A 25,797-nucleotide genomic window follows, 5' to 3' on the forward strand; every position below is an offset into this window, starting at 1 on the left:
CAGGCCTGCCGCAAGGCCCCGAACAGTAACAACCGGAAACAGGCCTCGTCAAAAAGAAAATGCCCGCCCCGAAACTGCGGAGCAGGCATTTGTGTTAAAGCCTGAATCATTCATGCCAGGGTCACGCAAGAGCGTGCGCGGTCAGAGCCTGCGGTTGCGATTCTGAATGGCACGGCTCTGCATAGCCACCTTGATCAGCGGCGTCAGGGTGATACCCAGTTTCAGAAGGCGACCGAGCAGGCTGGTGCGACCGGTCTTGGCTCGCTTGCCGCTCAGAAAGCCCAGCAGGGCAACCGAGCCCACGCCCCAGAGCGGCGCGTGGCGAAAGCCCAGCGCGCTTTTCCAGTCGTGGCGAATGCCCCGAAAACGTTGCAATGGCTGGAGCAATTGCGTCGATTCGTGGCGTATTTCCTGACGATGCATTTCCATGCGCAAGCGGATCAGTGCCTTGCGCAGTTCACGACGGGTATTGCTCTGGTGCGACTTGGGTTCACTCATGGCATCAATCGCTCACGGTCGTTGGCGAGCTCTTCGAGGGTCGCGTGGAACGGCGAAGACTCGTCGAAGATCGCTGCTTTCAGGCGCAAGCCACAGAAGACCGCGGCCAAGAAGTAGAACGTACACAAGCCGACGATACCGGCCAGTCGATAGCTGTCCCACAACACGATCAGCAGCAGTGCCGAAAGCCCGGTCAGCAGCAGCAGACCGAACACCAATGCCAGGCCTGCAAACAGTAACAGGCTGACAGTGCGTGCTTTCTGCTCCTGCAACTCGATGCCGAACAGCTCGACGTGAGTGTGCAACAAGCCAAGGAATGCAGCGCCGAGGCGCCGCGGTGAAGAGCCCGGAGTCCCCTCCGGCGTTGCAGATTCCGTTCCCAGAGTCATGATGTTAGCGCCTTGTAGCCAGCAGACCGATCAGAAAGCCGACACCTGCGGCGATACCGACTGACTGCCAAGGGTTGGTCTGAACGTAATCTTCGGTCGCGATCACAGCGGCTTCACCACGCTCGCGCAGCGAGTCTTCGGTGCTTTTCAGCGTTTCCTTGGCGCGCAACAGGCTCTCGCGGATCTGCGCACGCAGTTCATCAGCCTGCTCACCTGCCAGGGACGCTGTATGCGCCAGCAGTTTTTCAGTATCGGCAACCAGTACCTGGAAGTCGGCTCTCAGGATTTCCTGAGCATTCTGTGCGGTTTCGCGAGCCATGATTTTCTCCGTTTGGGTGGCGTATGGATGTTTCGAGTACAGGTGATTCCTGAAGGTTCACTTCGATTGTCGTGTCGTGCCCGATCAGGCCGTGCACTGCTGCTGCACCTTACTCCAAAAGCACGTGTCAGGAAAAACCTCGATGACTGTAAGAAAGGGGTTCCGTATTTCTGGCCTTTGGCTATGCTCCACACGCGACGCAAGAGCGCAACGAGCTGAATGGAGAGAGGCATGGAGCGGCTGTATTCCCTGCAGGGGCTCAGGGGCATTGCAGTCCTTGGTGTGGTGTTGTTTCACATGATGTCGGTCGAGAGCAAGTATTCCGGGGGCGATATTCTTCTGCCGCCGCTGCTCGATTTTTTTCAGCTGGGCGTCGATCTGTTTTTCGTGATCAGTGGATTTGTGATGGTCATTGTCAGTCGTGCCCGCTTCCAGAGTGGCGTGGAAGCCCGGCGTTTTCTGTTCAATCGGGTTTCGCGTATCTACCCCACTTATTGGCTGTACTTTTTCATCACTCTGGCGGTGTTTCTGGTGCAGCCCGGGATGGTCAACAGCGGGCATGGTTCTTCGAATCTGCTCATGTCCTTCCTGTTGTTGCCCAATGACAAGGTGCTGTTGGTGATGGTGGCCTGGTCACTGGTCTTCGAGTTGTGGTTCTACGTGGTGTTTTCCGGTTTTCTGCTGTTTCGCGAGCGCAGTCTGCCGCTTCTGCTGGGCGTCTGGGCATCGATCATCGTGGTGTTCAACGCTCTGGCGGACTGGCAGGACTATTCACCTGCCCTCAAAATCATCCTCCATCCGTACGCCCTCGAATTCATTCTGGGGGCGGCGCTGGCGCTGTTCTTCTATGGTCGTCACAGCGCAAGGGTCCCGACGGTCGCGGTGTGTGCCTTGCTCGGTGGTGCGCTGCTGGTGTCTGTGCCGCTGATAGGTGTCTACCGGCTTTATGACAGTCAGGGCCTGCTGCGCATGCTTGTGGTCGGCGCCACGTTTGGCGTGCTGGTACTGACTCTGGCGTTACTGGAGCGCCGCAGGCAGCTGGTTGTGCCGCGTGTTCTGGTGGCCGTAGGTGACATGTCTTACACCATTTACCTTTCCCATCTGCTGGTGCTCGGGGTCATCGGCAGGGTCTGGAGCCAAGTGGGGGCCTGGCCGCAAAGTGGCCTGGACAACCTGTTTTTTGCTGCATTGATGATGGTCGCGGCGGTGTGTTACGGCTGGGTCGGCTATCGCTGTTTCGAGAAGCCTGTGCTGGACCGCGCCAATGCGTTCAGCAAGACGCATTTTCGGGTGTCGACGTGATGCAGAGGTGGGCCTAGAATCAGTCTTCGGTTAACACGTAATCGCCGAGGATCCATTACATGCCACCCGAATGTCAGCTGTTCAGTACCTTGGGATGCCCGTTTTGCGAGGCTGCCGAGGCGGTGTTGCAACCGCTTGCCATAGAACATGGCTTGATGGTTGAACTGATAGACATCGGCGAGGATGAGCGGCTGTTCGAACGTTATGAACTACGCGTCCCCATACTGCGCCGCACTGACACGGGCGAAGAGCTGGAATGGCCTTTCGAGGCGCCGCAGGTTGTTTCGTTTCTCAGCCGTTAGACTCTTCATTATTTTCAGGCCCGACGCGCATTGAATATCGATACCCGTATCAAGTTTCGCCACCTGGTCTGTTTTCTCGAAGTTGCTCGCCAGGGCAGTCTGGCGCGCGCATCCGATGCGCTGGCGATCAGTCAGCCGGCACTGTCCAAGAGCCTCAAGGAGCTGGAAACCCTTCTTGCGACCTCGCTGTTTGTACGCAGCAAAAGCGGTGCTGCGCTGACCGAGGCAGGTGTTGCGTTCATGCGCTTTGCCGGCCCAAGCGTTCAGGCTATGCGTGACGGCGTCAGCAGCCTGCGTTCCGGCGAGCACGAAACGGTGACCGTGCGGCTGGGCGTATTGTCCACTGCCGAAAGTCTGTTGGTGCCGGAAGTGGTCAATCGCCTGCATGAACGCCATCCGGCATTGATCATCAGCGTGATGACCGGCCCGAGCGCCTATCTGCTGTCGCAATTGAGGGTCGGAGAGCTGGACCTTGTGGTTGGGCGCATGACCGACAGCCCGCAGATTCAAGGGCTGACATTCGAGCATTTGTATAACGAATCGATGACGCTGGTGGTACGCAACGACCATCCGCTGTTGGCTGCGTCTCTCAAGCCTGAAAGTCTGGAACAGTTCCCGCTGGTACTGCCGTTGGCAGGCACCACCATTCGCAAATTTGCCGACAGCCTGTTCGTGCAGTGCGGCATCCGTATGCCGCGTCAACGCCTGGAAACCCTGTCGCTAACCCTGAGCCGTCGCTATGTACAGTGCAGTAATGCGATCTGGATCGCGCCGCTCGATGCGGTGTCGCTGGAGTTGAAAGGCGGCACCCTGGTGGAACTGGACATGGGCATCCGCGAGCCGGGCGGTTCGGTGGGGTTGTGCAGTAATCCGGCGCTGCCCCTGACCCGCGCGGCGCAGTGGTGCGTGGATGAACTGCGCGCTGTTGGCGAGACTTATCGAACGGGGCAGTATGCATAACCATTTGGTTATGGATGATGGGCTTTATTTCAGTTCTCTATAAGCATGGATCAGGTGACACTTCCTGACAGCCTGCAGCGCGAGCGACCCACGCTTGCGCGCCTATAAGAAAAATAAGGAGAACGCCATGTCTGCTGCGGACGATAGCCGCTTCGTCATACGTGACCGAAACTGGCACCCTAAAGCCCTGACTCCGGATTACAAGACGTCGATCCTGCGATCGCCGCGTCAGGCGCTGGTCAGCATTCCACAATCCATTTCCGAGACCTCCGGGCCGGATTTCTCGCATTTGCAGTTCGGCCGGCACGACAACGACCTGCTGCTCAATTTCGACAATGGTGGCCTGCCCATAGGCGAGCGTATTCTGATTGCCGGCCGTGTCTGCGATCAGTACGGCAAGCCGATCCCCCACACGTTGGTGGAGATCTGGCAGGCCAATGCCGGCGGTCGCTATCGCCATAAACGTGACGCCTATCTGGCGCCCATAGACCCCAATTTCGGTGGTGTGGGACGTGCACTGACCGACAGCGAAGGCAACTACAGCTTTCGCACCGTCAAGCCTGGTCCGTATCCGTGGCGCAACGGTCCCAATGACTGGCGGCCGGCGCATGTTCATGTGTCGATCAGCGGGCCGTCGATTGCCACACGGCTGATCACTCAGTTGTATTTCGAAGGCGATCCGTTGATTCCGATCTGCCCGATCGTCAAGGCCATTGCCAACCCTGAGGCGGTGCAAAGCCTGATTGCCCGACTTGATCTGGCGATGGGCAACCCGATGGATTGTCTGGCGTACCGCTTTGATATCGTTCTGCGCGGCCAGCGCAAGACTCACTTCGAAAACTGCTGAGGAGGCCCGACATGCCCGTTCAACTGCTGCAGGAAACCCCATCGCAAACCGCAGGGCCTTACGTCCATATCGGTCTGGCCCCGCAAGTGGCCGGCAACCCGACCCGCGAGCTGGAAATCTGGAACGAAATGGCCAGGCCCGACGCGCCAGGCGAACACATCGTGCTGCTGGGCAATGTCTTCGACGGCAATGGTCATCTGATCCGTGATGCGTACCTCGAGTTCTGGCAGGCCGACCATGAGGGGCTGTATCACAACGAATTCCATCCGGACCGGCCTTTCAATGGCTTTGGCCGCACTGCGACCACCGACGACGGCCAATGGCTTCTGAAGACTATCAAGCCGGGTTCTGCGTGCAATGCGGCGGGCGTGCCGATGGCTGCCCATATCAACGTCTCGCTGTTCGCTCGCGGCATCAATATTCATCTGCAGACGCGGGTGTATTTCGACGATGAGGCGCAGGCCAATGCGCAGGACCCGGTGCTGAACCTGATCGAGCAGCCGCCCCGTCGCGAAACATTGATCGCGCGGCGCTGCACCCATGACGGCCAGACCGCTTATCGCTTTGATATTCGCGTGCAAGGTGAGGGCGAGACGGTGTTTTTCGATTTCTGAAGCGATGTGCGTGTGTTTCACGGCGCCTGCATCGGCAGGCGACCTTATAAAAATAAAAGGACACTTCCATGACGCTTTCTGCCAGCGGGCCTGTGACAGGCACCCTTGATGTACAGGCTTTCATTAATGCGCAACCGCTGTCGGGTTATCAGTGGCGAGTGGTCGTCCTGTGCTTTCTGATCGTGTTTCTCGATGGTCTGGATACCGCTGCGATGGGCTTCATCGCTCCAGCACTCAGCCAGGATTGGGGGATCGACCGGGCCAGCCTCGGCCCGGTGATGAGCGCCGCGCTGATCGGCATGGTCTTCGGTGCGTTGGGTTCCGGCCCGCTGGCTGACCGGTTCGGGCGCAAAGTGGTGCTGGTGGTTGCGGTGTTTCTGTTCGGCATTTTCAGTCTGGCGTCGGCGTATAGCAGCAACATCGATCAACTGTTGATTTTGCGCCTGCTGACCGGGCTGGGGCTTGGCGCAGCGATGCCCAACGCCACCACGCTGCTGTCCGAGTACACCCCGGAGCGGCTCAAATCGCTGCTGGTCACCAGTATGTTCTGCGGCTTTAATTTGGGCATGGCCTGCGGCGGTTTCGTATCGGCCAGTTTGATCCCCCGCATGGGCTGGCACAGCCTGCTGATGCTGGGCGGCATCCTGCCGCTGATACTGTCGGTAGTGCTGATGGTCTGGCTACCGGAGTCGGCGCGTTTTCTGGTGGTCCGCAATCGTGGTGCCGAACGGATTCGCAAGGTGCTTGCACCTATCGCACCAAAGGCACTGACCGGTATCACCGCGTTCAGTGTTCCCGAGCAAAAAACCGTCAGCAGCCGCAATGTCCTGAAAGTGATCTTTTCGGGCAGCTATAGCGCAGGCACACTGCTGCTGTGGCTGACCTATTTCATGGGCCTGGTGATCGTTTATCTGCTGACCAGCTGGCTGCCGACCCTGATGCGTGACAGCGGCGCGAGCATGGAACAGTCGGCGTTCATCGGCGCGTTGTTCCAGTTTGGCGGCGTCTTGAGTGCGGTGGGTGTCGGCTGGGCGATGGACCGTTACAACCCGCACAAGGTCATTGGCGTCGCCTACGCGCTGGCAGGAGTGTTTGCGTACCTGGTCGGTCAAAGTCTGGGTAATGTCGCGGTGCTGGCCACGCTGGTTCTGGTGGCGGGCATGTGCGTCAATGGCGCGCAGTCGGCCATGCCATCGCTGGCGGCGCGCTTTTACCCTACTCAGGGGCGTGCCACCGGCGTGTCGTGGATGCTCGGGATCGGTCGCTTCGGTGCGATTCTCGGTGCCTGGGCCGGCGCCACCTTGTTGGGGCTGGGCTGGAGTTTCGAGCAGGTGCTCACGGCGCTTGTAGTTCCTGCGGCCTTGGCCGCCATAGCAATCCTGATCAAGGGCTGGGTCAGTCATTCCGACGCCACCTGAAACCTTTCAATCCGGAGCGATGATGTGAACAGACCGGCTAACCAACTTTTCGATGCCTATTTCACTCAGGCTGACATGCGCGAGGTTTTCTGCGATCGAGGTCGCGTTCAGGGCATGCTCGATTTCGAGGCCGCCCTGGCCCGCGCGCAAGCACGGACAGGCGTCATTCCGGCTAGCGTTGTGGCGGATATCGAGCAGAGCTGTCATGCGGATCTGTTCGACTTCGATGAGCTGGCCATTGCCATCGGCAGTGCCGGCAACTCGGCGATTCCACTGGTCAAGGCGCTGGGCAGGCAGATTGCCGCAAACAGCCCGCAAGCCGAGCGCTATGTTCATATGGGGGCGACCAGTCAGGACGTCATGGACAGCGGGTTGGTGCTGCAACTGCGTCAGGCGATCATTTTGCTCGAACGCGATCTGACCCAGCTGGCCGAGGTGTTGGCCGAGCAGGCGCAGCGCTATGCAAGCACGCCGCTGGCCGGACGTACCTGGTTACAGCAAGCCACACCTGTCACGCTGGGGATGAAAATTGCCGGCTGGCTGGGCGCCGTCACCCGCCATCGGCAGCGCCTGAACGAGATCAGACCGCGCCTGTTGTGCCTGCAATTCGGTGGTGCTTCCGGCAGCCTTGCCGCGCTGGGTGATCAGGCGCTTCCGGTTGCGCAGGCGCTGGCGAGCGAGCTGCAACTGGAATTGCCCGAGCAACCCTGGCACACCCAGCGCGATCGTCTGGCGGAGTTTGCCTGCCTGCTGGGGATGATCGCCGGCAGCCTTGGCAAGCTGGGGCGTGACGTCAGCCTGTTGATGCAGACTGAAGTGGGCGAAGTCTTCGAACCTTCGGCACCGGGTAAAGGCGGCTCGTCGACCATGCCGCACAAGCGCAACCCGGTCGGCGCCGCAGTGATGATCGGCGCAGCGACACGCTCGCCGGGGCTGGTTGCGACGATGCTGGCCGCCATGCCGCAAGAACACGAGCGCAGCCTGGGTTTGTGGCATGCCGAATGGGAAACCCTTCCTGAGCTCTGCTGCCTGGTGTCGGGCTCATTGCAACAGGCGTTGCAGGTGATACCCGGCCTGCAGGTCGACGCCGAGCGCATGCGCATCAACCTGGAGTCTACCCGGGGCCTGGTGCTGGCCGAAGCGGCAAGCATTGCGCTGGCGCAGCGCATAGGCCGTGACGCTGCCCATCATCTGATCGAACAGTGCTGTCGTCGTGCCGTAGAGCAGGGCGCGCACCTGCGTCAGGTGCTCGGCCAAAACCCCCAGGTCAGCGAGCACCTTTCTTCCGACGAGCTGGATCGCCTGCTTGATCCGGCCCACTACCTTGGCCAGGCCCGACAGTGGGTCGAACGTGCCGTGGCCGAACACACAAGGATTTCCCGATGACCGAAGACGAACGTTACGAAGCTGGCATGCAGGTGCGCCGCGCGGTGCTGGGTGACGCGCACGTTGATAACAGCCTCAGCAAACTGACGCCGTTCAACGAAGAGTTTCAGGAAATGATCACCCGCCATGCGTGGGGAGATATCTGGACGCGCCCGGGCTTGCCCCGGCACACGCGCAGCCTGATCACCATCGCCATGCTGATCGGCATGAACCGCGAGGGTGAATTGCGCCTGCACCTGAAAGCTGCAAAAAACAACGGTGTGACCCGTGAAGAGATCAAGGAAGTGCTGATGCAGAGCGCTATCTATTGCGGCATTCCGGCAGCCAACGCGACGTTTCACCTGGCCGAGGCGGTCTGGGACGAGATGGGTGTGGAATCGTTTTGCGAAGGCTCATAGTGGCCTTGGGAAAAACGCCGCCGCAGCATCGCGCACTGCGGCAGTATTTTTCCGATCAGAGTAACGACAGTGGGTAACTGACAATGACGCGGTTCTCGTCGAACTGATTGGTGTTGTAGTCACGGCGCATGGTCGAGTTGCGCCATTTCAGCGTCAGGTTCTTGAACGTGCCGCTCTGCAACACATAAGCCAGCTCGGTCTCCCGCGCCCATTCTTCGCCATCGGTGATGGCACCTGTATGGACGTTCTCGCCGCTGATGTAGCGGTTCATCAGGGTCAAACCGGGCGTGCCGAGCGCCGCAAAGTCATAGTCGTGACGCAGTTGCCAGGATTTTTCCCGGGCGTTATCGAAGCTTGAATTGTAACTGTCGTTGGCCAGCGTGCCGCCGCTGGTGCCATTGACACGCATCCACGCGCTGTCGCCACTGACTTTCTGCAGGCCAACGTAGAATGTGTTGCCGCCGTGTTTCGCAGAGAGCAGGGCGGACCAGGTCTTGTTATCCAGATCGCCAGCCAGTGACCGACCATCGTCCTTGCCCTGGAAGTAGCCGAGGTTGGCGCCCAGCGTCCAGCTGCCCAGAGGCTGACTGTGCAACAGGTTGACGTATTGCTGATGGTAGATGTCTTCAAGTTCGGCGTACCACACCCCGACCTGGGTACGCTTTTCGTTGAATACGTATTCGCCGCCAGCGAAGTTGAAACGGTCAGAGGTAAAGCCTGTGCGACCGTTCATGGACATGTCTTCCATGCTGGCGTCATTGCGTGGGCTGTTGCCACGAAACTGCCCGCCGTACAGTGTGAGGTTGTCGATCTCCTTGGAGGTTATCTGACCGCCCTGAAAGGTTTGTGGCAGCGACCGACCGTCGTCGGAGCGCAGGATGGGCAGCACGGGCATCCACTCTCCGACCTTGAGTTCGGTTTTCGAGAAGCGCGCCTTGCCTGCGACCGCCAGCCTTCCAAAATCATCGGCCGGACGCCCGTCGCTGTGTATCGGCAACAATTGGGTGCCCCCCGTGCCTATGCCACCATCGAGTTTGAGCGAGTACAGCCCCAGTGCGTCTACGCCAAAACCGACTGTGCCCTGAGTAAAACCTGAACGGGCGTCGAAAATGAAATTCTGCGTCCATTCCTCGGCGTAGTTCTGCGAATTGGCCGGGTCCACGAAGTTGCGGTTGATGTAGAAGTTGCGTAGGTTCAGATTGACCTTGGCGTCCTCGACAAACCCGGCAGCATGGCTGGTCATGGGGGAGAGGGCCGCAGCGATGGCCGCAGAAAAGCCGCAAACGATTTTGCAGGAGGGATTCGAGCGCATGGAACAGACCTTTTTTGTAGTTATCGAGTCGTTGTAGCTGGTCATGATAGTGAAAGGCCCGGGTGTTGGCCGCAATTGTAAAAGTGCTGTTCAGGGCGATAATCGAACGGTAATGAACCAGTTGGAACATTTTGTTCAAGACGTTGCAGCGGTATGTGCGATGCTCCCTGATTTGCATGATACATGCAGCGTATTACGTTGCCTCCCGCGTCAGGGCAGGTTGCTACACACTTTGAACAAGGAAGTGCAATGAGCATTGCCAGTACGCCGTTGTCCGGCGTCAATCGACCTCTGAAAGGGATCGGCTTCATTCTTTTGGCGACTTTTCTGTTTGCCAGTCACGACACGCTGTCCAAATACCTTTCCGGTTTTTACCCGATCATTCTTGTGGTCTGGGCGCGATATCTGGTCCACACGTTGCTCATGGCCTGCATCTTCATGCCGTCGGCAGGGTTCCGTGTTCTGCGCACCAAACGGCCCGGGATGCAAGCCTTGCGGGCGCTTGCGCTGTTGGGCACCAGCCTGTTGTTTACCAGCAGTCTGATGTTCATCCCCCAGGCAGAGGCGACGGCGGTCAACTTCCTCGCGCCGCTGCTGGTGACGGCATTGTCAGTGCCGCTGCTGCATGAACGAGTGACGCGCGGGCAGTGGATAGCGGTGGTCGTGGGGTTTGTCGGGGTGATGATCATTATTCATCCGGGCGGTGAACTGTTCACGCTGGCGATTCTGCTGCCGCTGTCGTCGGCCTTGTGTTTTGCGCTGTATCAACTCCTGACGCGGCTGGTGAGCCCGTTCGACAGTCCGACCACCAGCAATTTTTTCGCGGGGCTGTTCAATACGCTATTGATGAGCGCGCTGGTGCCATTCTTCTGGGAAGTGCCAGCACTCAAGCACTTGCCGTTTCTGCTGGCGCTGGGCGCATGCGGCATGTCTGCCCATTTGTTGCTGACTCAGGCGTTCCGCTTCGCCGCCCCGGCCATGCTTGCGCCGTTCAGCTACTGCCAGATTGTCTTTGCAGGGCTGCTGGGTTATCTGGTCTTCGACCATACGCCATCCCCGACCGCGCAGGCCGGCATCGCCATTATCTGTCTGAGCGGACTGGCGGCGGCATGGCAACAGCGGCGTAAGGGCGGGTAGCGTCTGGCGCTGAAACCTTCGATTGTTGGCGATGCCAATGTTCAGTCGGCATATGGCTCCTAACGCCCTGCATCACAAGTCTTGAGCGCAGCACAATGCCATGCTCCGCCTGCAGGAGGCCGCCATACGTGCTTTTCGATCACTTTGGCACTGACGACGCAGAGTGCGACGTTAGTGACGGCTGAGTCCTGGCGCTGATCCGGGGGTAGCCTGGCAGGACGCCAGGCTAGCCGCACCGGGCCATGGATGGCCCGTTGCGGCGACCCCCGGATCAGTGTCAGGGCGAAGGGACCCGACGAAGTCGGGCCGGAAACAGGAGCGAGGGGCTTTGGTTACTTTGGCCCCATCAAAGTAACTCGCCGAGGGGCGAAAAGGTGAGCTGAGCCAGAGACAGATACCACTGACAGCGCACAACCGCTGTATGACGCAGAGCGTCACGAAATGCATCCCCACGCGGAGCGTGGGGACCATAGCCATGTGAGCAGGGCTTTTTGATGGTGTCAGGCGATTACTCGCTGAGCGTCGGAACCTTGCGGGGGGCCATGAAGTACAGCCAGAGCAGCGCGATGAAATACATCGCCGGGATCATCGTGAACAGCACGTTGTAATTATTGTTGGTTGCCGTCAGCACGGCACCGACGATCTGAGTCATGAACATGCCGCCAATGGCCGCACACATGCCGCCGAAGCCGAACACCGTGCTCATCATGTGCTTGGGCGTGTAGTCCATCACCAGGCTCCAGATGTTCGCAGTCCATGCCTGATGCGCACCGACGGCCAGGGAAATCGCCAGCACCGCTACCCACAGGCCGCTCGCGTTGGCAGCGAACACCACGCTGCAGATCGTGATAGCGAACACCAGCATCGACACCAGCCGTGCCTTGGTTGCCCGCATGCCACGCCCGATCAGCCAAGACGACAGAATGCCACCACCTACACTGCCGAAGTCAGCGGTCAGCCAGATCAGGATCAACGGGATACCCATCTGCGTCACGCTGATCCCCAGGTTGTACTGCTGATTCAGAAACGGCGGCAGCCAGTACAGGTAGAACCAGAATACCGGCGCAGTAATCGCGTACGCCAGAGCGAACGCCCAGGTGCCGCGCATCTTCAGGATGCCTGAGAAGGGCACCTTGACCGGCTCTGGCTCGACTTCCTGATTGATGTAATCCAGTTCGCTTTTGCTTACCGTTGGATGCTCTTCAGGGTTGTAGTACTTCAGGCGCCACATGACCACCCAGACAAGCCCCAGCGAACCCATCGCCACGAACGCTGCCTGCCAGCCCCATACCGTCAGAATCAGCGGCAGCAAGGCAGGAGTCAGCATGGCGCCGACGTTGGTGCCGGCATTGAAGATTCCGGTCGCGACGGCCCGCTCACCGGCCGGGAACCACAGGCGTGTGGTCTTCACGCACGCCGGGTAGTTGGCGGCCTCGGTCAGGCCCAGAATGAAACGGCAGACCATGAAGCCAACTGCGGAAGTCGCCAGGCCGTGCGCGCCGGTTGCCAGGCTCCACAGCAGCACTGCCAGGAAGAAAGCGCGCTTGACGCCGACTTTGTCGATGAAGCGACCTTGCAGTACGAAGCCGACTGCATAGCCGACCTGGAACCAGAAGTTGATGTTGGCGTAGTCCATCGCCGTCCAGCTCATTTCCTTGGCCAGGATGGGCTGCATGACCCCGAGCGCTGCCCGGTCGATGTAGTTCAGCGTGGTGGCAAAAAACACCAGGGCAAGCATGCCCCAGCGGGTCTTGCCCACGGCGAGTGCGCCGCGAATCTTTTCACCCATCCCGGCACGGGCGGCCTGGGCGACAGGGTTGGTCTGGGTATTGAGCATGATGATCTAACCATCCGTTCCAGGACTGTGCTGCTGGCAACAGTCGGACTGAGAAGTCCACTCGATGCAGGCGTTGTGCAGGTAAAAGTGACGTCGTAGAACCGGGTTTCGCCAAGCCGGTTGAAGTTCAGGCTTTCAGCGAAACGATTCGTCGGGCCGACAATTTACAGGTTGAGCCGCGCAAGTGCTTTGGAATGTTTCAGGCGGAGCGAACCGCGACCGGATTATTGACCGGAGGCGTTCGTCGGGCATGACGTGTGGCCGGATGGGCGAGCGGGCTTTCAAGCGAGGCGAAGAGGGAGCGCATGAGCAAGGTTCCTGTTGTCTGAATTGTTATGGGTTGCTGCTGATGAAGCGAAAAATCAAAACGTCTGGCTGTGGGGCTATCCTGCAATGTGACGCTGATGTTGAGCATTGCGCGGTACAGCGTCAATTGACTAAAACGGCTTTTGTTCGATAATCGAACGTAAAACTAACCAGTTCGTACACTTTAGGTTGCTGTAGGATTTTGACAGGCAAATACTTTATTCGCACCTCTGAATAAGGCCGGGAAAGGCCAGGATGCGGTGCAGTCCAGTCGTGACCCGATCAGGTCGCGTTCACCCAGGAGCTGAAAAGCATGCAGCGTTCAATTGCTACCGTATCCTTGAGCGGTACTCTGCCCGAAAAGCTCGAAGCCATCGCCGCAGCCGGCTTTGACGGCGTCGAGATTTTCGAAAACGATCTGTTGTATTACGACGGCAGCCCACGCAACGTCAGGCAGATATGCGCTGATCTGGGCATTGCCATCACCCTGTTCCAGCCGTTTCGCGATTTTGAAGGCTGCCGCCGCGATCGTTTGCAGCGCAACGTGGATCGTGCCGAGCGCAAATTTGACCTGATGCAGGAGCTGGGTACCGATCTGGTGCTGGTCTGCAGCAATGCGTCTGCCGATTCGGTGGGCGACGAAAACATTCTTCTGGATGACCTTGGGCTGCTGGCCGAGCGTGCCGGTGCCCGCAACTTGCGGATCGGCTACGAAGCGCTGGCCTGGGGCAAGCATGTGAATACCTGGCAACAGGTCTGGAACCTGGTGCGTCAGTTGAATCATCCAGCCTTGGGCGTGCTGCTCGACAGCTTCCACACCTTGTCGCTGAAGGGCGACCCCAGCGCGATTGCGCAGATCCCGGGGGACAAGATTTTCTTCGTGCAGATGGCCGATGCGCCGATTCTGGCGATGGATGTGCTGGAGTGGAGCCGTCATTTTCGTTGTTTTCCGGGGCAGGGCGAATTTGACCTTGCCGGGTTCCTCGCGCCGATCCTGCGCAGCGGCTACACCGGACCGCTGTCTCTGGAAGTGTTCAATGACGGCTTCCGCGCCGCACCAACCCGCGCCAATGCGGCAGACGGTTTGCGCTCGCTGCTGTATCTGGAAGAAAAAACCCGTCAGTTACTGGCGCGCGACGAGCCGGAGGCGGTTCCCGAGGTTCTGTTCAATCCGCCGCCTGCCAGCACCTACAACGGTGTCGAGTTTCTCGAGTTCGCGGTGGATGAAACCCACGGTGCTCGTCTCTCGGGCTGGTTGCAGCGGTTGGGTTTCGCCAAACTGGGTCAGCACCGCTCCAAGGCGGTCAGTTTGCTGGGGCAGGGGGATATCAAAATTGTCCTGAATGCCGAACCTTATTCCTTTGCCCACAGTTTTTTCGAGTCCCACGGGCCGTCGCTGTGTGCCACTGCTTTGCGGGTCGATGATGGTCATCAGTCGCTCGAGCGCGCGCGTGCCTTCAAGGGGCAGCCCTATCGCGGGCTGGTCGGCCCCAACGAACGGGAGATCCCTTCGGTGCGTGCGCCGGATGGCAGCCTGATCTACCTGGTCGACAAGGCGCTGCCCGGCGATTCGATCTACGACAACGATTTCGTCGTTGATCCGAAGGCGGTTGCCAAGGGCGGTTTGCAGCGTATCGATCATATGGCCATGGCGCTGCCAGCCGACAGCCTCGACAGTTGGGTCCTGTTCTACAAGAGTATTCTGGATTTCGAGGCTGACGATGAAGTGGTACTGCCCGACCCTTATGGACTGGTCAAAAGCCGCGCCTTGCGCAGCCGTTGCAGCACCGTGCGCCTGCCGCTGAATATTTCCGAGAACCGCAACACGGCTATTTCCCACGCGCTGTCGAGCTATCGTGGCTCCGGCGTGCATCACATCGCGTTCTCTTGCGAAGACATCTTTGCCGAGGTCAGTCGCGCCAAGGAAGCTGGCTTACCATTGCTGGATATTCCGCTCAACTACTACGATGACCTGGCGGCGCGCTTCGATTTTGACGAAGAGTTTCTCAGCGAGCTGGCGTACTACAACGTGCTGTATGACCGGGATGCGCAGGGTGGCGAGCTGTTCCACGTCTATACGGATGCGTTTGACGGGCGCTTCTTCTTCGAGATACTGCAGCGCAAGAATGGTTACGTCGGCTATGGCGCGGCCAATGTGCCGGTGCGTCTGGCTGCCATGGCCAAAGCCCGCAATGTTGCGGCGCGTCAGGCGCGTTTGTAAAAGCGCTGCCAGACAGGCTGTGAGTGGCGTGTGTCGCTCGCAGCTTCCTTCGCTTGCCGACGGGCTTCATACTTCGCGCATTACTCGTGTTCATGAGCCAATAATGAAAACAATCGACTCCGCCGTCGCCATCGGGCCTGCCGCCGTTTTGCCGAAGGGGCGCAAGAACAACCCGGAAAAAACCCGTGAAGACATCCTCAAGGCCGCTGTCGCCGAGTTCGTTGCCCACGGACTGACCGGTGCGCGCGTCGATGCCATCGCCGAGCGCACCAAAACCTCGAAACGGATGATCTATTACTACTTCGGCAGCAAGGAGCAGCTGTATGTCGAGGTGCTGGAAAAACTCTACGGCGCAATTCGCAATACCGAGAGCCAGCTTAATCTTGCTGAACTCGAGCCTGTCGAGGCGATTCAGCGTGTGGTTGAGTTCACCTTCGATCACCATGACAACAACGTCGATTTCGTGCGCATCGTGTGCATCGAAAACATCCATTACGGCGAGAACGTCAAGCAGTCCGATTCTATCCAGGCCAAAAGCCAGAACATCATCAAGGCACTGGACGGCATCCTGCGTCGCGGTGAAGCCAGTGGTCTGTTTCGCGAGGGGGTTAACCCGGTAGACCTGCACTTGATGATCAGTTCGTTCTGCTTTTACCGGATATCAAACCGCCACACGTTCAGCGAGATTTTCCGGATCGAGCTGTGGAGCGAGGAGGTCAAACAGCGTCACAAGGCAATGATTTGCGACGCTGTAATGCGTTACCTCAAGCGCTGAGGCCTACAGTGTATGGAAGTGCGCCATCATGCGGCTGGCATCGGCTGACTGGCCACTGAACAGCTCGAAGGCCTTGACCGCCTGAAACACCGCCATCGTACTGCCATCCAGCGTTCGACAGCCCAGCGCTCGAGCCTGCCTGAGCAGCTCGGTCTCAAGCGGGAAGTAGATGATTTCCGCGACCCATAGCTCGGCACGCAGCAGTTCCACCGGCAATGGCGTGCCGGGCAGTTTGGCCATGCCGACCGGCGTGGTATTCACCAACCCATCCGCCTCGGCCATTGCGGCAGGCAAGTCGATGCCTACCTGGGCACGTCCTGCCCCGAAATGACCGTTCAGGTTGTCTACCAGCCCTTGCGCACGTTGCGGGTCTACTTCAAAGACCGTCAAGCGCTCGACCCCCGCTGTAAGCAGTGCATGAGCCACCGCAGCGCCCGCGCCACCTGCACCCATTTGCACGACCCGCTGGCGTGCAGCGTGTTCCAGACCGCGCTGGAAACCTTCAGCAAAACCCAGGCAATCGGTGTTGTGGCCGACACGCTTGCCGTCCTTGAAAACCACAGTGTTCACTGCACCGATGCCACGCGCTTCGTCGGACAGTTCGTCCAGCAGGGGGATGACCGCCTGCTTGCAGGGGAAAGTGATATTCAGGCCGGTAAAGCCACAGTGCTGAGCGCTGTCGACGAGCTGGGGCAGGGCGCTGATATCCAGCTGCAACGCGTCGATATCGATCAGGCGATACAGATAGCGCATGCCTTGTGCATCGCCTTCGTGCTCATGCATGGCGGGCGTTCGCGATGCTTGAATGCCAGAGCCGATCAGGCCGGCCAGTACGGAGGTGTTTTCAGCGTGGGTCATAAAATACGTCTCTTGTTTTTGTGGCGCTGCCCGATCCTGGCAGTTATTGAACAGAATGTACCAGACGGTTAATAGTGTCGCAGTCGACCAGCGAACGCCACACAGCGATGTTGTGCGGTGATCGCACCAATCAGCGATAATCCTTGTCCAGCCGCTTCAGACTCAAGAGCCAGAGCCCCAGCATGTCCGATTCCGCCTTCAGCGCCACTCAGCAACAAGCCAGCACTCTCTACCTGCCGCCAGGGTCATGGGCCACGGTGCTGGATTGCCTGTGTGCGAAATTTACCGCCATTAGCCGCGAACAGTGGCTGGACCGAATGGCACGCGGACGGGTTCTGGACGCCGATGGCAAGACGATCAAAGCAGACCTGGCGTATCGGGAAGGGCTGAAAATTCACTATTTTCGCGAAGTGCCCAATGAGACGCCGATCCCGGTGCTCGAAACCATCCTCTATGCCGACGACCATTTGGTAGTTGCCGACAAGCCACACTTTCTGCCTGTAACACCGGCTGGCGAATATGTCGAACAGACGTTGCTGCGTCGTCTGATCCATCGCCTCGGCAATCCCGATCTGGTGCCGCTGCACCGCATTGACCGGCACACGGCGGGGCTGGTGCTGTTTTCAGCCAATCGGCAGACCCGCGCGGCCTATCAGACGTTGTTTCCTACGCGACGTATCGACAAATTTTACGAAGCAATTGCCCCGGCGCTGCCTGATTTGGAGTTCCCGCGTCTGCACGAGAGCCGTCTGGTCGAAGGCGAGCCGTTCTTTCGCATGCAGGAAGGGCCAGGTGCCAGCAATACGCAGACGCACATCGAAGTGCTGGAGCGGCAGGAGCAACTGTGGCGTTACGGGCTGCACCCGGTGACCGGCAAGAAGCACCAACTGCGCGTGCACATGGCAGCATTAGGCGCGGCGATCTGTAATGATCCCTTCTATCCCGACGTGATAAAGGACCCGCAGGACGACTATCGGCAACCGCTGAAACTGCTCGCCAAACGCCTGCGCTTCGTCGATCCGCTCAATGGCGAACAGCGTCAGTTCGAAAGCCTGTTGAAACTGGACTGGTAAGCCGTACAGGCTGAAATTGCAGGCCAAAAAAACCCGCACTCGGCGGGTTTTTTCGAATCAGTCACGCTACATCCGGATTACAGATCCTTGATGGTACGTACCTGATCCTTGTTGATGCGGGTTTCTTTGCCATCAAGCTGTTTGAACTCGTAAAAGCCCGAGTCATCGTACTTCGGAGTATCGACTGACTGGATCTCACGACCATCGTTCAGAGTGATCACAGTGGGCGATGCGCAACCGGCGAGGGAGGCGATGCTCAATGCAAGCAGGAAGGCAGCGGGGAGGGTCCGTTGTTTCATTACTGTGTCTCCAGATGGATTCTTGATTACTGAACTCTCAGACGTATATGCCGTCCGCAAGTTCCGTATACACCGTGCGAGAGCTCAATAACCACTCACTTTCAGCGGTGTTCATTGATCCCTGCCAATAGACAGGGAGTGTTCAGGTTTGCCAGACGCGGGTCATCGGCTTCCAGTTGCACCGCAACCGGTTGCAGTGACTCCATTGCCCTCCGTGGGCTGCGTTCGCCGGTTTGCCATGCGGCTTCCAGCGTGGCGGCACAAGCGATGGGGATGATACATAAAAGCGGCTGCCAGTGCTGACCTTCACGCACCATTACGGGTCGTTGCGGGTGCTCGAGCGATTTTTCGCGTAGCGCCTGCAGCAATGGCCCGTCGATCCGAGGTACGTCACAGGGCAATACCAGCAGCCACTGGTGGCGAGCAAGCGGCAGGGCAGCGCGAATCCCGGCGAGAGGGCCATTGAAGTCGGTGTCGTCATCCTCGACGACCTGATCGGCGTACTGCGCATAACGCTCTATGTTGCGGTTGCAGGAGATGATCAAGTCGTCAGTCAATGGTCGGGTCAGGCACTGCAAGTGCTCGATCATTGCCTTGCCCTGCCATTCGATCAGGCCCTTGTCGCGTCCACCCATACGCTGCCCGCGTCCTCCGGCGAGTAGCAGGATAGAGCAGGTAGGCAGTGCGGCACGGACATTCATCAGACACTCGGCGGGAAGTCAAAAGGAGTGCTGTGATATAACACCGGCCTGTTTCCTTAACAACTGGATGAGGCCATGAAAGCCAAGGCTGACACACCTTTCGTACCCCTGAACATCGCCGTGCTGACTGTCAGCGATACCCGTACCCGTGAAACCGATACATCGGGTCAGATGTTTGTCGATCGTCTGACCGAAGCCGGTCATGGCCTGATCGAACGCGTGCTGCTCAAGGATGATCTGTACAAGATCCGCGCCCAGGTAGCGACCTGGATTGCCGATGACCAAGTGCAAGTCGTGCTGATTACCGGCGGCACCGGTTTCACCGGCCGAGACAGCACGCCCGAAGCCGTGGGCTGCTTGCTGGACAAGCAGGTTGATGGTTTTGGCGAGCTGTTCCGGCAGATTTCAGTGCCTGATATCGGCACTTCGACCATTCAGTCTCGCGCCTTGGCCGGGCTGTCCAACGGCACGCTGGTCTGCTGCCTGCCGGGTTCGACCAATGCTGTGCGCACTGGCTGGGACGGCATTCTGGCCGAACAACTGGACTCGCGCTTCAGGCCGTGCAATTTCGTGCCACACCTCAAGCAGGCCGAACCCTGCGCAACCCGTGGTTGAGTGCCGATGATCAACGAGCCAAAAGCCCTGTTGCCGGTTGAAGATGCCATCGCCCGATTGCTGGCGATGGCCGATGCCACACCGATAACCGAACGTCAGCGCGTGTCGCTGGCCAATGCCGAGGGCCGGGTGCTGGCGGTGGACCTGGTCTCGACGCTGGATCTGCCGCCGTGGCCTAACAGTGCGATGGATGGCTATGCCCTGCGTGAGGCGGACTGGAGCGGAGAACCTTTGGTGGTCAGCCAGCGCATTTTTGCCGGTCAGGCCCCCGAGCCATTGGCCCCCGGCACGTGCGCAAGAATCTTCACCGGCGCACCGATGCCTGAGGGCGCTGACTGCGTCGAAATGCAGGAAAACGCCGAGGTGCTTGCCGATCAGCGAGTGCGCTTCAGCGAGCCTCTCAAGGCCGGGCAGAATATCCGTCCGCAAGGTCAGGAAACCCTGGTCGGCGATACCGTGCTGGCGGCGGGTACGCGGCTGGGGCCTATAGAGCTGGGGTTGGCAGCCTCGCTGGGGCTGGCCGAACTGGACGTGATTCGTCGCGTGCGGGTGGCGGTGCTGTCCACCGGCGACGAGCTGATCGAGCCTGGTCAGCCGCTGGGGCCAGGGCAGATCTACAACAGTAACAGGGTGTTGCTGTGCAGCTGGCTGGCGCGCCTGGAATGCGAGGTCGTCGATGCAGGCATCCTGCCGGACGATCTGCCGAAAACCCGCACTGCGCTGGCGAATCTGCACGATGTCGATCTGATTCTCTCCACGGGCGGTGTGTCGGTGGGCGAAGCGGACTTCCTGGGTCATGCGTTGCGTGAAGAGGGCGAACTGACGCTCTGGAAACTGGCGATCAAACCTGGCAAACCTCTGACTTTCGGTCATTTCCGTGGTGTGCCGGTGATTGGCCTGCCTGGCAATCCTGCGTCCACACTGGTGACGTTCGCCTTGCTGGCGCGCGCTTACCTGCTGCGTCGACAGGGTGTGATGGACGTTGCACCGCTGAAGTTTCCTGTGCCGGCCGGGTTCATCTGGACGCGCCCCGGCAATCGCCGCGAGTACCTGCGTGGTCGTCTCGAGCAGGGCAAGGCTGTGGCTTACCGAAACCAGAGTTCCGGGGTACTGCGCAGCGCTGCGTGGGCTGATGGCCTGATCGAGGTGCGCGAAGGCACGACAGTGGCCGAGGGCGACTGGGTCAATTTCATTCCATTGAGCGAAGTGCTGGGCTGAGTGCGTCGAATGGTGGGCCTGGTGCGCATGAGCTACTCTCAACAACGCTGACAGATTGGGCAACCGGACTTCGCCCTGGAGTATTGTTATGGCGTCACTGAGAGTGGCTTGTGTCATCCCGACCTACAATGGACGCAAGGATCTGGAGCGGCTTCTGGATTCGCTGGCCACGCAGACTGCAACCTTCGACACGCTGATCGTCGACTCCAGCTCTTCGGACGGCACGCTGGAGCTGGCGCAATCGCGATGTGCCAATGTGCTGCGCATCGACAGCAAGGACTTCAATCACGGCGGCACCCGGCAGATGATGGTCGATCTGCATCCCGACTATGACGTCTATGTCTACATGACCCAGGACGCCTACGTCGAAGACATCAATGCCATTGCCAATATCCTGCTGCCATTCGCTGACCCGAAAGTCGGTGCGGTCTGCGGCCGGCAATTGCCGCACAAGAACGCCAACCTGCTCGCACAGCATGCAAGGCTGTTCAACTACCCGCCGACTTCGCAGATCAAAACCTTGGCCGATGCCCGCACACTGGGCATCAAGACACCATTCATGTCCAATTCGTTTGCAGCCTATCGGGGCGAAGCGTTACGGGCGATCGGGGGCTTCCCTCGGCACGTGATCCTTTCCGAAGACATGTACGTCACTGCCAGGATGCTGATCGATGGCTGGAAAGCTGCCTACGAAGGTTCTGCCGTATGTAGGCACTCCCACAATTACAGCCTGCGCGAGGAGTTCTGTCGGTACTTCGACATCGGCGTGTTTCAGTCCCGTGAGGCGTGGATCTACGAGACGTTCGGAGGCATCGGCGGCGAGGGCATGCGGTACGTGAAGTCCGAACTGAAATTCCTCGGCCCCCGGCGCATTCTCTGGTGGCCCATGTCGTTTGTGCGCAATGCGCTGAAGCTGCTGGCTTACAAGCTGAGTAAGCAGGAACGGCGGCTGCCCCGAGGCCTGAAGAAAAAGCTCGGCATGTACAAGCGCTATTGGGACAGTCCTTACGCCTGAACCACCCCGGCGCCGGACGCTGAACGCCCGGTGCCAGTGCATCAGCCTTTCGCGGCTTCCTCGTCCAGACGATCAGCTTCGAACAATTGCGCCAGGTCGGCCCTGGCTTCGCGAGCGGTCTGCAGCACCTTGGCGTCGTCGTCATACACCTCGTGCTGGGCTGCCAGCACCTGTTCATCGTGACGCTTGAAGCGACTGATGCGCGCATCAGCCTGTGCCTCGGTCAGGCCCAATCCCATCAAGGTCTGACGGCTCATTTCCAGGCTTGAATAGAACGTCTCGCGCACAGCATGCGCGCCAATGTCCATCAGCCGATGAACGTGCTGGCGGTTGCGTGCCCGGGCGATGATTTTCATGTGTGGATAGAGCTTGCGGATCAATTCGGCGGTCTTGATGTTGGTATCCGGATCGTCAGTGGCGATGACAAAGTACTCGGCTTCACCGACCTTGGCGGCGCGGAGTATTTCCGGGCGCAGCGGGTCGCCATAGAACACCGGCACGTTGCCGAAACTACGCGAAAACTCGATCGACTCCACAGCGGTGTCCAGCGCAATGAAGGGGATTTTCTGCGCGCGCAGAATTCGCGCAACAATCTGTCCCATGCGGCCCATGCCGGCAATCACGACCCTGGGTTTATCGGTCTGGATGTCGCGATATTCGTCCGGTACGTCCACCACCCTGGCTTTCGGTTTGATCCAGCGTGCCAGGGCAATGAACAGCAGTGGCGTGACTGCCATCGACAAGGTGATGGTCAGTACCAGCATGTCGTACAGTTGTGCCTCGAACAGCCCTTGCGCGCTGCCAATCTTGAACACCACAAAGGCAAACTCACCCCCGGCGGCGAGTACCAGACCCAATTGCAGCGCACTGCGACTGCCGAGGCCGCCTGCAGTGCGACCGATCAGGAACAGCATTGGCAGTTTGATGCCGATCAGCAACAGCGTCAGGCCCAGCACTGCCAAAGGCGAACTGAGCAACAAGCCGATGTTGGCTCCCATGCCGACGCTGATGAAGAACAGGCCCAGCAGTAGGCCCTTGAACGGTTCGATCTGCGCTTCCAGCTCGTGCCGGTATTCGGAATCGGCCAGCAACAGGCCTGCGAGAAATGCACCCAGGGCCATGGAAACACCCACCAGCTCCATCAGCCATGCCGTGCCCATCACCACCAGCAAGGCAGTGGCAGTAGAGACCTCCTGAATCCTGGTCTTGGCGACAATGCGAAACACCGGGCGCAGCAGGTAACGCCCACCGATCACCACAATGGCGATGCTGCCCAGCACGCGCAGGCCATGATTGATGCTTTCGCCAGTGTCCATTGCATGATCGGCCCCGGCCAGAAACGGCACCATCGCGATCAGCGGGATCGCGGCAATGTCCTGAAACAGCAGAATGGCAAACGCCATGCGACCGTGCGGGCTGTTCAGTTGCTTGCGCTCGGCCAGGCTTTGCAGACCGAATGCGGTGGACGACAGGGCGAGGCCCAGGCCCAGCACAATCGCTGTATTCAGCGGCTGGCCGAAGCCATACAGGGCGACTCCGCCGATTACCAGACCGGTCAGCAGCACCTGCGCCATACCGACGCCGAACACTGATTTGCGCATGACCCACAAACGCTTGGGCGAAAGCTCCAGGCCAATGATGAACAACAGCAACACCACGCCGAGTTCGGAGATGTGACTGACGCTCTCGGTGTCGCCGATCAGCCCCAGCACCGACGGGCCGATGATCACGCCCGCGAACAGATAGCCGATGACCGCGCCCAGCTTCAGGCGCTTGGCAAGCGGCACGGTCAGCACCGCCGCGAGCAGAAACACCACTGCGGCCTGTAGCAGGCTGCCTTCATGCGGCATGTAAAACTCCTTGGTAATGATTGGACACAGTGTTGAAACAGGGCGGTATTAAACCATGTGAGTTTTACACGGCAATGCTCATCGCAGCATGACAGTAATCAATGCCGTTGATGAAAGAAGGACAGGAAGGCGCAGGATCGGGTGCAAGAGAGGAGGCAGGGGCGGCGGGCGATGCGATTCGTCGTGCATCGGCGTAAGCTATGCGCGCAAACAAGCGGCGCCAACTGCCCGTTCATGAGCTTCAAGGAAACTGTTATGACCAACAAACAGCGTTTGATTTACTCGATTCTGATCGCCCTTGGCGTTCTGGCGATCATGCTTGGCTTGTCGCATCTGCAGAACACCGGTGCTATCACCGAAAAGACCTTTCAGTACATCGCAATCAGCGTGGCGGTACTGGTCGTGATCCTCAATGGGATCATGCGTCGCAAGGTAAAGCGTTAGGTTCTGTGGCAAGCGATCAGGGGCAGGGCAGCCCCGTTTATCGCCCGGAATCCTTCGCTTCGCCCAGCCATTCCCTGGCGCGAGGATGCAGGCTGTAGGTCTTGTCATCATTGAGGTTGATCACGCCTTCGTCGCACAAGCGCTTCAGCACCTCGCGCACACTTAGAAACGAGAGCGGTACATCAAGTCTCAATAACTGGCTGTGTACACCCCGTACCCCCAGCGGCTGACCTTCTTCGCTCGACACCAGAAGCGCATCCAGCACCTTGAGCCTGATCAGGCTGGTGCGCAGGCCGAAGCTTTTCAGCAAGGTCCGGATGTGCTCATTGCCGGGCCGTTCGGCCTCCAGGGCAGGTGACTGTGACTGTGACTGCGCAGCCAGCGCTGTTTGCCGCAGCAGGGTGCGAGTAGTGATTCCTTGGCGATTGAACATCCACAAACTCCTTTTCAGGCCTTTTAAACAATCTCAGTTACTAAGACGAACGAGCACGGCAAAACCTCAGTTTTCGGATGAAAAAGTTTCTGCGCAGACGTCCGCCTACATGCTGCGTCGTTTGGTGGGGTCAGGTTAGATGAAGACTGGCGGGCCACGCAGGCGATTCATCCGGTTGTTCAGAGAACGTTGGGAGGCTCTGCCTGAGATCAGCCCTTCGGGGCGTCGAACACACGGCGGTTGAGCACCGGATTGCCGTTTTGGTTGCGGGTCACATAGAGCGGCAGCACTTTGGGCAAAGAACTTAGCAAGTACGACAGGTCGTCGGTGTTGTAGCTGCCGCCCAGACGCATGGCCCCTGTGGCGCTGTCTGCCAGCAGAATAGGCGTTTGCAGATAACGGTTGATCAGAGGCAGCGCCTGACTGAGGGGCAGGTCGTTGAATATAAGCTTGCCATTGCGCCATGCCAGGCTCGCATCCTGTGCAGGCGTCTGGCTGATCAGAGGCGTATCGTCTCCCGCCTTGTAGCTTGCTTGCATGCCAGGATCGAGATGATGGCTGGAAGCCGGGTGCGTGCGGTCGCTGTTGACCTGAACCGAGCCCTCGACCAGCGTGACGCGTACTTGATCCTGATACATCCATACATTGAAGCGCGTTCCTGTGACCGCGATGCTGCCTTGACCGGCATCGACCACAAACGGGTGTGTGGTGTCGTGGCTTACTTCGAAAAACGCCTCGCCACTCTTCAGCGTCACGGCGCGTCGATTGCGGTAATTGGCATAGGTGAGTTCGGTGCCCAGATTCAGCTCTGCGCGGCTGCCGTCAGCGAGGACCACCAGGCGCGTGGCGGCACTGGCGTTGTAGGATTCATAGCTGTCCGGCAACCATCCCTGATACCAGCCTACGTAACTGGCAACCGGCACAGCCAGTGCAATGACTGCCGCCGCAGCTGCACGCTGCGTCCAGCGTTGCTTGCGGTGTTGCCTGGAGCGTGAAACCGGCTGGCCAGCCTGCGCCGACCCGATCGAGGCAATCGGCGCAGGGTTGAGCGGCTCGATCTGTCCGGTAATGTACCAGACCTCGTTCATCGCCTGATACTCGACCGCATGCAAAGGATGCGCTACCAGCCACTGATCAAAGGCTTTTCGTTCTGCGTCCGTGCAGTCATCAGCGTGCAGCCGCATGCACCAATGCGCCGCCGCATCGGTGATCGCATCGTGTTCTGCCTTGCTGAAGAGAGGGTCGCTCATGGGCGCTCCGGCCGTTACCG

The 25,797-nt window shown here is 59.2% G+C and carries 27 protein-coding genes; 16 read left to right on the plus strand and 11 right to left on the minus strand.

Annotated features, from left to right (window positions below; genetic code table 11):
* Positions 1-141 precede the first annotated feature (141 nt).
* From POR16_RS10065 to POR16_RS10075, 3 genes are read right to left on the minus strand one after another with little or no spacing between them, the layout of a single operon-like run.
* The gene (locus POR16_RS10065) at positions 142-498 is read right to left on the minus strand and encodes a hypothetical protein (protein WP_002553116.1); all 357 of its coding nucleotides are present in this window, start codon (positions 496-498) and stop codon (positions 142-144) included.
* Entirely contained in the window at positions 495-887 is a 393-nt protein-coding gene (locus POR16_RS10070) for a phage holin family protein (protein WP_005893548.1), read from the minus strand. Before POR16_RS10070 ends, POR16_RS10065 begins: the two co-directional genes overlap by 4 nt.
* 4 nt (positions 888-891) lie before the next feature.
* The gene (locus POR16_RS10075) at positions 892-1,206 is read right to left on the minus strand and encodes an ElaB/YgaM/YqjD family protein (protein WP_005893547.1); all 315 of its coding nucleotides are present in this window, start codon (positions 1,204-1,206) and stop codon (positions 892-894) included.
* A gap of 231 nt (positions 1,207-1,437) precedes the next feature.
* On the opposite strand from POR16_RS10075, the gene POR16_RS10080 reads away from it, so the two are divergent.
* The 8 genes from POR16_RS10080 (at position 1,438) to pcaC (ending at position 8,433) form a co-directional block, all read left to right on the plus strand.
* The gene (locus POR16_RS10080) at positions 1,438-2,508 is read left to right on the plus strand and encodes an acyltransferase family protein (protein ID WP_053480120.1); all 1,071 of its coding nucleotides are present in this window, start codon (positions 1,438-1,440) and stop codon (positions 2,506-2,508) included.
* Between the two features lie 59 nt (positions 2,509-2,567).
* Positions 2,568-2,810, plus strand: coding sequence for a glutaredoxin family protein (locus POR16_RS10085; protein WP_005893544.1), 243 nt, complete (start codon positions 2,568-2,570; stop codon positions 2,808-2,810).
* A 30-nt stretch (positions 2,811-2,840) separates the two neighbouring features.
* Positions 2,841-3,770, plus strand: a complete 930-nt coding sequence (gene pcaQ / locus POR16_RS10090) for a pca operon transcription factor PcaQ (RefSeq protein ID WP_024669820.1) — start codon at positions 2,841-2,843, stop codon at positions 3,768-3,770.
* A 127-nt stretch (positions 3,771-3,897) separates the two neighbouring features.
* On the plus strand, positions 3,898-4,617 hold the full coding sequence (pcaH, locus tag POR16_RS10095) for a protocatechuate 3,4-dioxygenase subunit beta (RefSeq protein ID WP_122381285.1): 720 nt from the start codon (positions 3,898-3,900) through the stop codon (positions 4,615-4,617).
* 11 nt (positions 4,618-4,628) lie between these two features.
* A complete protein-coding gene (gene pcaG, locus POR16_RS10100) occupies positions 4,629-5,231 on the plus strand; it encodes a protocatechuate 3,4-dioxygenase subunit alpha (protein WP_024669822.1) in 603 nt (200 codons plus the stop codon).
* A gap of 68 nt (positions 5,232-5,299) precedes the next feature.
* On the plus strand, positions 5,300-6,649 hold the full coding sequence (gene pcaK, locus POR16_RS10105) for a 4-hydroxybenzoate transporter PcaK (RefSeq protein ID WP_024669823.1): 1,350 nt from the start codon (positions 5,300-5,302) through the stop codon (positions 6,647-6,649).
* A gap of 24 nt (positions 6,650-6,673) precedes the next feature.
* On the plus strand, positions 6,674-8,035 hold the full coding sequence (locus POR16_RS10110) for a 3-carboxy-cis,cis-muconate cycloisomerase (protein ID WP_024669824.1): 1,362 nt from the start codon (positions 6,674-6,676) through the stop codon (positions 8,033-8,035).
* Positions 8,032-8,433, plus strand: coding sequence for a 4-carboxymuconolactone decarboxylase (pcaC, locus tag POR16_RS10115; RefSeq protein ID WP_024690513.1), 402 nt, complete (start codon positions 8,032-8,034; stop codon positions 8,431-8,433). Before POR16_RS10110 ends, pcaC begins: the two co-directional genes overlap by 4 nt.
* A 55-nt stretch (positions 8,434-8,488) precedes the next feature.
* Here pcaC and POR16_RS10120 read toward each other — a convergent pair whose 3' ends face one another.
* A complete protein-coding gene (locus POR16_RS10120; protein WP_122381284.1) occupies positions 8,489-9,745 on the minus strand; it encodes an OprD family porin in 1,257 nt (418 codons plus the stop codon).
* 249 nt (positions 9,746-9,994) lie between these two features.
* Between POR16_RS10120 and POR16_RS10125 the strand changes: the two genes are divergently transcribed.
* Complete coding sequence (locus POR16_RS10125) at positions 9,995-10,882, plus strand: DMT family transporter (RefSeq protein WP_005893533.1); 888 nt, start codon at positions 9,995-9,997, stop codon at positions 10,880-10,882.
* A gap of 508 nt (positions 10,883-11,390) precedes the next feature.
* On the opposite strand, the gene POR16_RS10135 is transcribed toward POR16_RS10125, so the two are convergent.
* Positions 11,391-12,719 (minus strand): MFS transporter, encoded by a 1,329-nt coding sequence (locus POR16_RS10135; protein WP_024669828.1) that lies wholly within the window; start codon positions 12,717-12,719, stop codon positions 11,391-11,393.
* 619 nt (positions 12,720-13,338) lie between these two features.
* On the opposite strand from POR16_RS10135, the gene quiC reads away from it, so the two are divergent.
* Both quiC and POR16_RS10145 read left to right on the plus strand, forming a co-directional pair.
* Complete coding sequence (gene quiC / locus POR16_RS10140; protein ID WP_005893526.1) at positions 13,339-15,246, plus strand: 3-dehydroshikimate dehydratase QuiC; 1,908 nt, start codon at positions 13,339-13,341, stop codon at positions 15,244-15,246.
* 103 nt (positions 15,247-15,349) lie between these two features.
* Positions 15,350-16,021: a TetR/AcrR family transcriptional regulator gene (locus POR16_RS10145; protein ID WP_005893524.1), complete on the plus strand. Its 672-nt coding sequence runs from the start codon at positions 15,350-15,352 to the stop codon at positions 16,019-16,021.
* A gap of 3 nt (positions 16,022-16,024) precedes the next feature.
* Here POR16_RS10145 and POR16_RS10150 read toward each other — a convergent pair whose 3' ends face one another.
* Positions 16,025-16,879, minus strand: coding sequence for a shikimate dehydrogenase (locus POR16_RS10150; RefSeq protein ID WP_005893521.1), 855 nt, complete (start codon positions 16,877-16,879; stop codon positions 16,025-16,027).
* A gap of 182 nt (positions 16,880-17,061) precedes the next feature.
* Between POR16_RS10150 and POR16_RS10155 the strand changes: the two genes are divergently transcribed.
* A complete protein-coding gene (locus POR16_RS10155) occupies positions 17,062-17,952 on the plus strand; it encodes a pseudouridine synthase (protein WP_005893519.1) in 891 nt (296 codons plus the stop codon).
* Positions 17,953-18,029: 77 nt separating this feature from the next.
* Here the strand turns inward: POR16_RS10155 and POR16_RS10160 are convergent, their stop codons facing one another.
* Positions 18,030-18,251: a YgdI/YgdR family lipoprotein gene (locus tag POR16_RS10160; RefSeq protein ID WP_005893516.1), complete on the minus strand. Its 222-nt coding sequence runs from the start codon at positions 18,249-18,251 to the stop codon at positions 18,030-18,032.
* Between the two features lie 101 nt (positions 18,252-18,352).
* Complete coding sequence (mobA, locus tag POR16_RS10165) at positions 18,353-18,952, minus strand: molybdenum cofactor guanylyltransferase MobA (protein ID WP_024690508.1); 600 nt, start codon at positions 18,950-18,952, stop codon at positions 18,353-18,355.
* A gap of 75 nt (positions 18,953-19,027) precedes the next feature.
* Between mobA and moaB the strand changes: the two genes are divergently transcribed.
* The 3 genes from moaB (at position 19,028) to POR16_RS10180 (ending at position 21,800) form a co-directional block, all read left to right on the plus strand.
* A complete protein-coding gene (gene moaB / locus POR16_RS10170) occupies positions 19,028-19,567 on the plus strand; it encodes a molybdenum cofactor biosynthesis protein B (RefSeq protein ID WP_005893511.1) in 540 nt (179 codons plus the stop codon).
* Positions 19,568-19,573: 6 nt separating this feature from the next.
* Complete coding sequence (locus POR16_RS10175; RefSeq protein WP_005893509.1) at positions 19,574-20,785, plus strand: molybdopterin molybdotransferase MoeA; 1,212 nt, start codon at positions 19,574-19,576, stop codon at positions 20,783-20,785.
* An 88-nt stretch (positions 20,786-20,873) separates the two neighbouring features.
* The gene (locus POR16_RS10180) at positions 20,874-21,800 is read left to right on the plus strand and encodes a glycosyltransferase family 2 protein (protein WP_005893507.1); all 927 of its coding nucleotides are present in this window, start codon (positions 20,874-20,876) and stop codon (positions 21,798-21,800) included.
* Positions 21,801-21,841: 41 nt separating this feature from the next.
* Here POR16_RS10180 and POR16_RS10185 read toward each other — a convergent pair whose 3' ends face one another.
* Positions 21,842-23,650, minus strand: a complete 1,809-nt coding sequence (locus tag POR16_RS10185) for a monovalent cation:proton antiporter-2 (CPA2) family protein (protein WP_024669832.1) — start codon at positions 23,648-23,650, stop codon at positions 21,842-21,844.
* Between the two features lie 255 nt (positions 23,651-23,905).
* Between POR16_RS10185 and POR16_RS10190 the strand changes: the two genes are divergently transcribed.
* Positions 23,906-24,094: a hypothetical protein gene (locus tag POR16_RS10190; RefSeq protein WP_003366968.1), complete on the plus strand. Its 189-nt coding sequence runs from the start codon at positions 23,906-23,908 to the stop codon at positions 24,092-24,094.
* Between the two features lie 37 nt (positions 24,095-24,131).
* Here POR16_RS10190 and POR16_RS10195 read toward each other — a convergent pair whose 3' ends face one another.
* Both POR16_RS10195 and POR16_RS10200 read right to left on the minus strand, forming a co-directional pair.
* Positions 24,132-24,527: a hypothetical protein gene (locus tag POR16_RS10195; protein ID WP_005893502.1), complete on the minus strand. Its 396-nt coding sequence runs from the start codon at positions 24,525-24,527 to the stop codon at positions 24,132-24,134.
* Positions 24,528-24,736: 209 nt separating this feature from the next.
* Positions 24,737-25,777, minus strand: a complete 1,041-nt coding sequence (locus tag POR16_RS10200; protein ID WP_005893500.1) for a FecR family protein — start codon at positions 25,775-25,777, stop codon at positions 24,737-24,739.
* Between the last annotated feature and the right edge of the window lie 20 nt (positions 25,778-25,797).

It is taken from the genome of Pseudomonas coronafaciens pv. oryzae str. 1_6, from assembly GCF_000156995.2.
GTDB lineage: Bacteria > Pseudomonadota > Gammaproteobacteria > Pseudomonadales > Pseudomonadaceae > Aquipseudomonas > Aquipseudomonas tremae.

What these genes read in the sequence shown, in the direction of transcription:
- POR16_RS10065 (WP_002553116.1), bottom strand. Translation starts at nt 498, where the DNA reads ATGAGTGAACCCAAGTCGCACCAGAGCAATACCCGTCGTGAACTGCGC.
- POR16_RS10070 (WP_005893548.1), bottom strand. Translation starts at nt 887, where the DNA reads ATGACTCTGGGAACGGAATCTGCAACGCCGGAGGGGACTCCGGGCTCT.
- POR16_RS10075 (WP_005893547.1), bottom strand. Translation starts at nt 1,206, where the DNA reads ATGGCTCGCGAAACCGCACAGAATGCTCAGGAAATCCTGAGAGCCGAC.
- POR16_RS10080 (WP_053480120.1), top strand. Translation starts at nt 1,438, where the DNA reads ATGGAGCGGCTGTATTCCCTGCAGGGGCTCAGGGGCATTGCAGTCCTT.
- POR16_RS10085 (WP_005893544.1), top strand. Translation starts at nt 2,568, where the DNA reads ATGCCACCCGAATGTCAGCTGTTCAGTACCTTGGGATGCCCGTTTTGC.
- pcaH (WP_122381285.1), top strand. Translation starts at nt 3,898, where the DNA reads ATGTCTGCTGCGGACGATAGCCGCTTCGTCATACGTGACCGAAACTGG.
- pcaG (WP_024669822.1), top strand. Translation starts at nt 4,629, where the DNA reads ATGCCCGTTCAACTGCTGCAGGAAACCCCATCGCAAACCGCAGGGCCT.
- pcaK (WP_024669823.1), top strand. Translation starts at nt 5,300, where the DNA reads ATGACGCTTTCTGCCAGCGGGCCTGTGACAGGCACCCTTGATGTACAG.
- pcaC (WP_024690513.1), top strand. Translation starts at nt 8,032, where the DNA reads ATGACCGAAGACGAACGTTACGAAGCTGGCATGCAGGTGCGCCGCGCG.
- POR16_RS10120 (WP_122381284.1), bottom strand. Translation starts at nt 9,745, where the DNA reads ATGCGCTCGAATCCCTCCTGCAAAATCGTTTGCGGCTTTTCTGCGGCC.
- POR16_RS10125 (WP_005893533.1), top strand. Translation starts at nt 9,995, where the DNA reads ATGAGCATTGCCAGTACGCCGTTGTCCGGCGTCAATCGACCTCTGAAA.
- POR16_RS10135 (WP_024669828.1), bottom strand. Translation starts at nt 12,719, where the DNA reads ATGCTCAATACCCAGACCAACCCTGTCGCCCAGGCCGCCCGTGCCGGG.
- quiC (WP_005893526.1), top strand. Translation starts at nt 13,339, where the DNA reads ATGCAGCGTTCAATTGCTACCGTATCCTTGAGCGGTACTCTGCCCGAA.
- POR16_RS10145 (WP_005893524.1), top strand. Translation starts at nt 15,350, where the DNA reads ATGAAAACAATCGACTCCGCCGTCGCCATCGGGCCTGCCGCCGTTTTG.
- POR16_RS10150 (WP_005893521.1), bottom strand. Translation starts at nt 16,879, where the DNA reads ATGACCCACGCTGAAAACACCTCCGTACTGGCCGGCCTGATCGGCTCT.
- POR16_RS10155 (WP_005893519.1), top strand. Translation starts at nt 17,062, where the DNA reads ATGTCCGATTCCGCCTTCAGCGCCACTCAGCAACAAGCCAGCACTCTC.
- POR16_RS10160 (WP_005893516.1), bottom strand. Translation starts at nt 18,251, where the DNA reads ATGAAACAACGGACCCTCCCCGCTGCCTTCCTGCTTGCATTGAGCATC.
- mobA (WP_024690508.1), bottom strand. Translation starts at nt 18,952, where the DNA reads ATGAATGTCCGTGCCGCACTGCCTACCTGCTCTATCCTGCTACTCGCC.
- moaB (WP_005893511.1), top strand. Translation starts at nt 19,028, where the DNA reads ATGAAAGCCAAGGCTGACACACCTTTCGTACCCCTGAACATCGCCGTG.
- POR16_RS10175 (WP_005893509.1), top strand. Translation starts at nt 19,574, where the DNA reads ATGATCAACGAGCCAAAAGCCCTGTTGCCGGTTGAAGATGCCATCGCC.
- POR16_RS10180 (WP_005893507.1), top strand. Translation starts at nt 20,874, where the DNA reads ATGGCGTCACTGAGAGTGGCTTGTGTCATCCCGACCTACAATGGACGC.
- POR16_RS10185 (WP_024669832.1), bottom strand. Translation starts at nt 23,650, where the DNA reads ATGCCGCATGAAGGCAGCCTGCTACAGGCCGCAGTGGTGTTTCTGCTC.
- POR16_RS10190 (WP_003366968.1), top strand. Translation starts at nt 23,906, where the DNA reads ATGACCAACAAACAGCGTTTGATTTACTCGATTCTGATCGCCCTTGGC.
- POR16_RS10195 (WP_005893502.1), bottom strand. Translation starts at nt 24,527, where the DNA reads ATGTTCAATCGCCAAGGAATCACTACTCGCACCCTGCTGCGGCAAACA.
- POR16_RS10200 (WP_005893500.1), bottom strand. Translation starts at nt 25,777, where the DNA reads ATGAGCGACCCTCTCTTCAGCAAGGCAGAACACGATGCGATCACCGAT.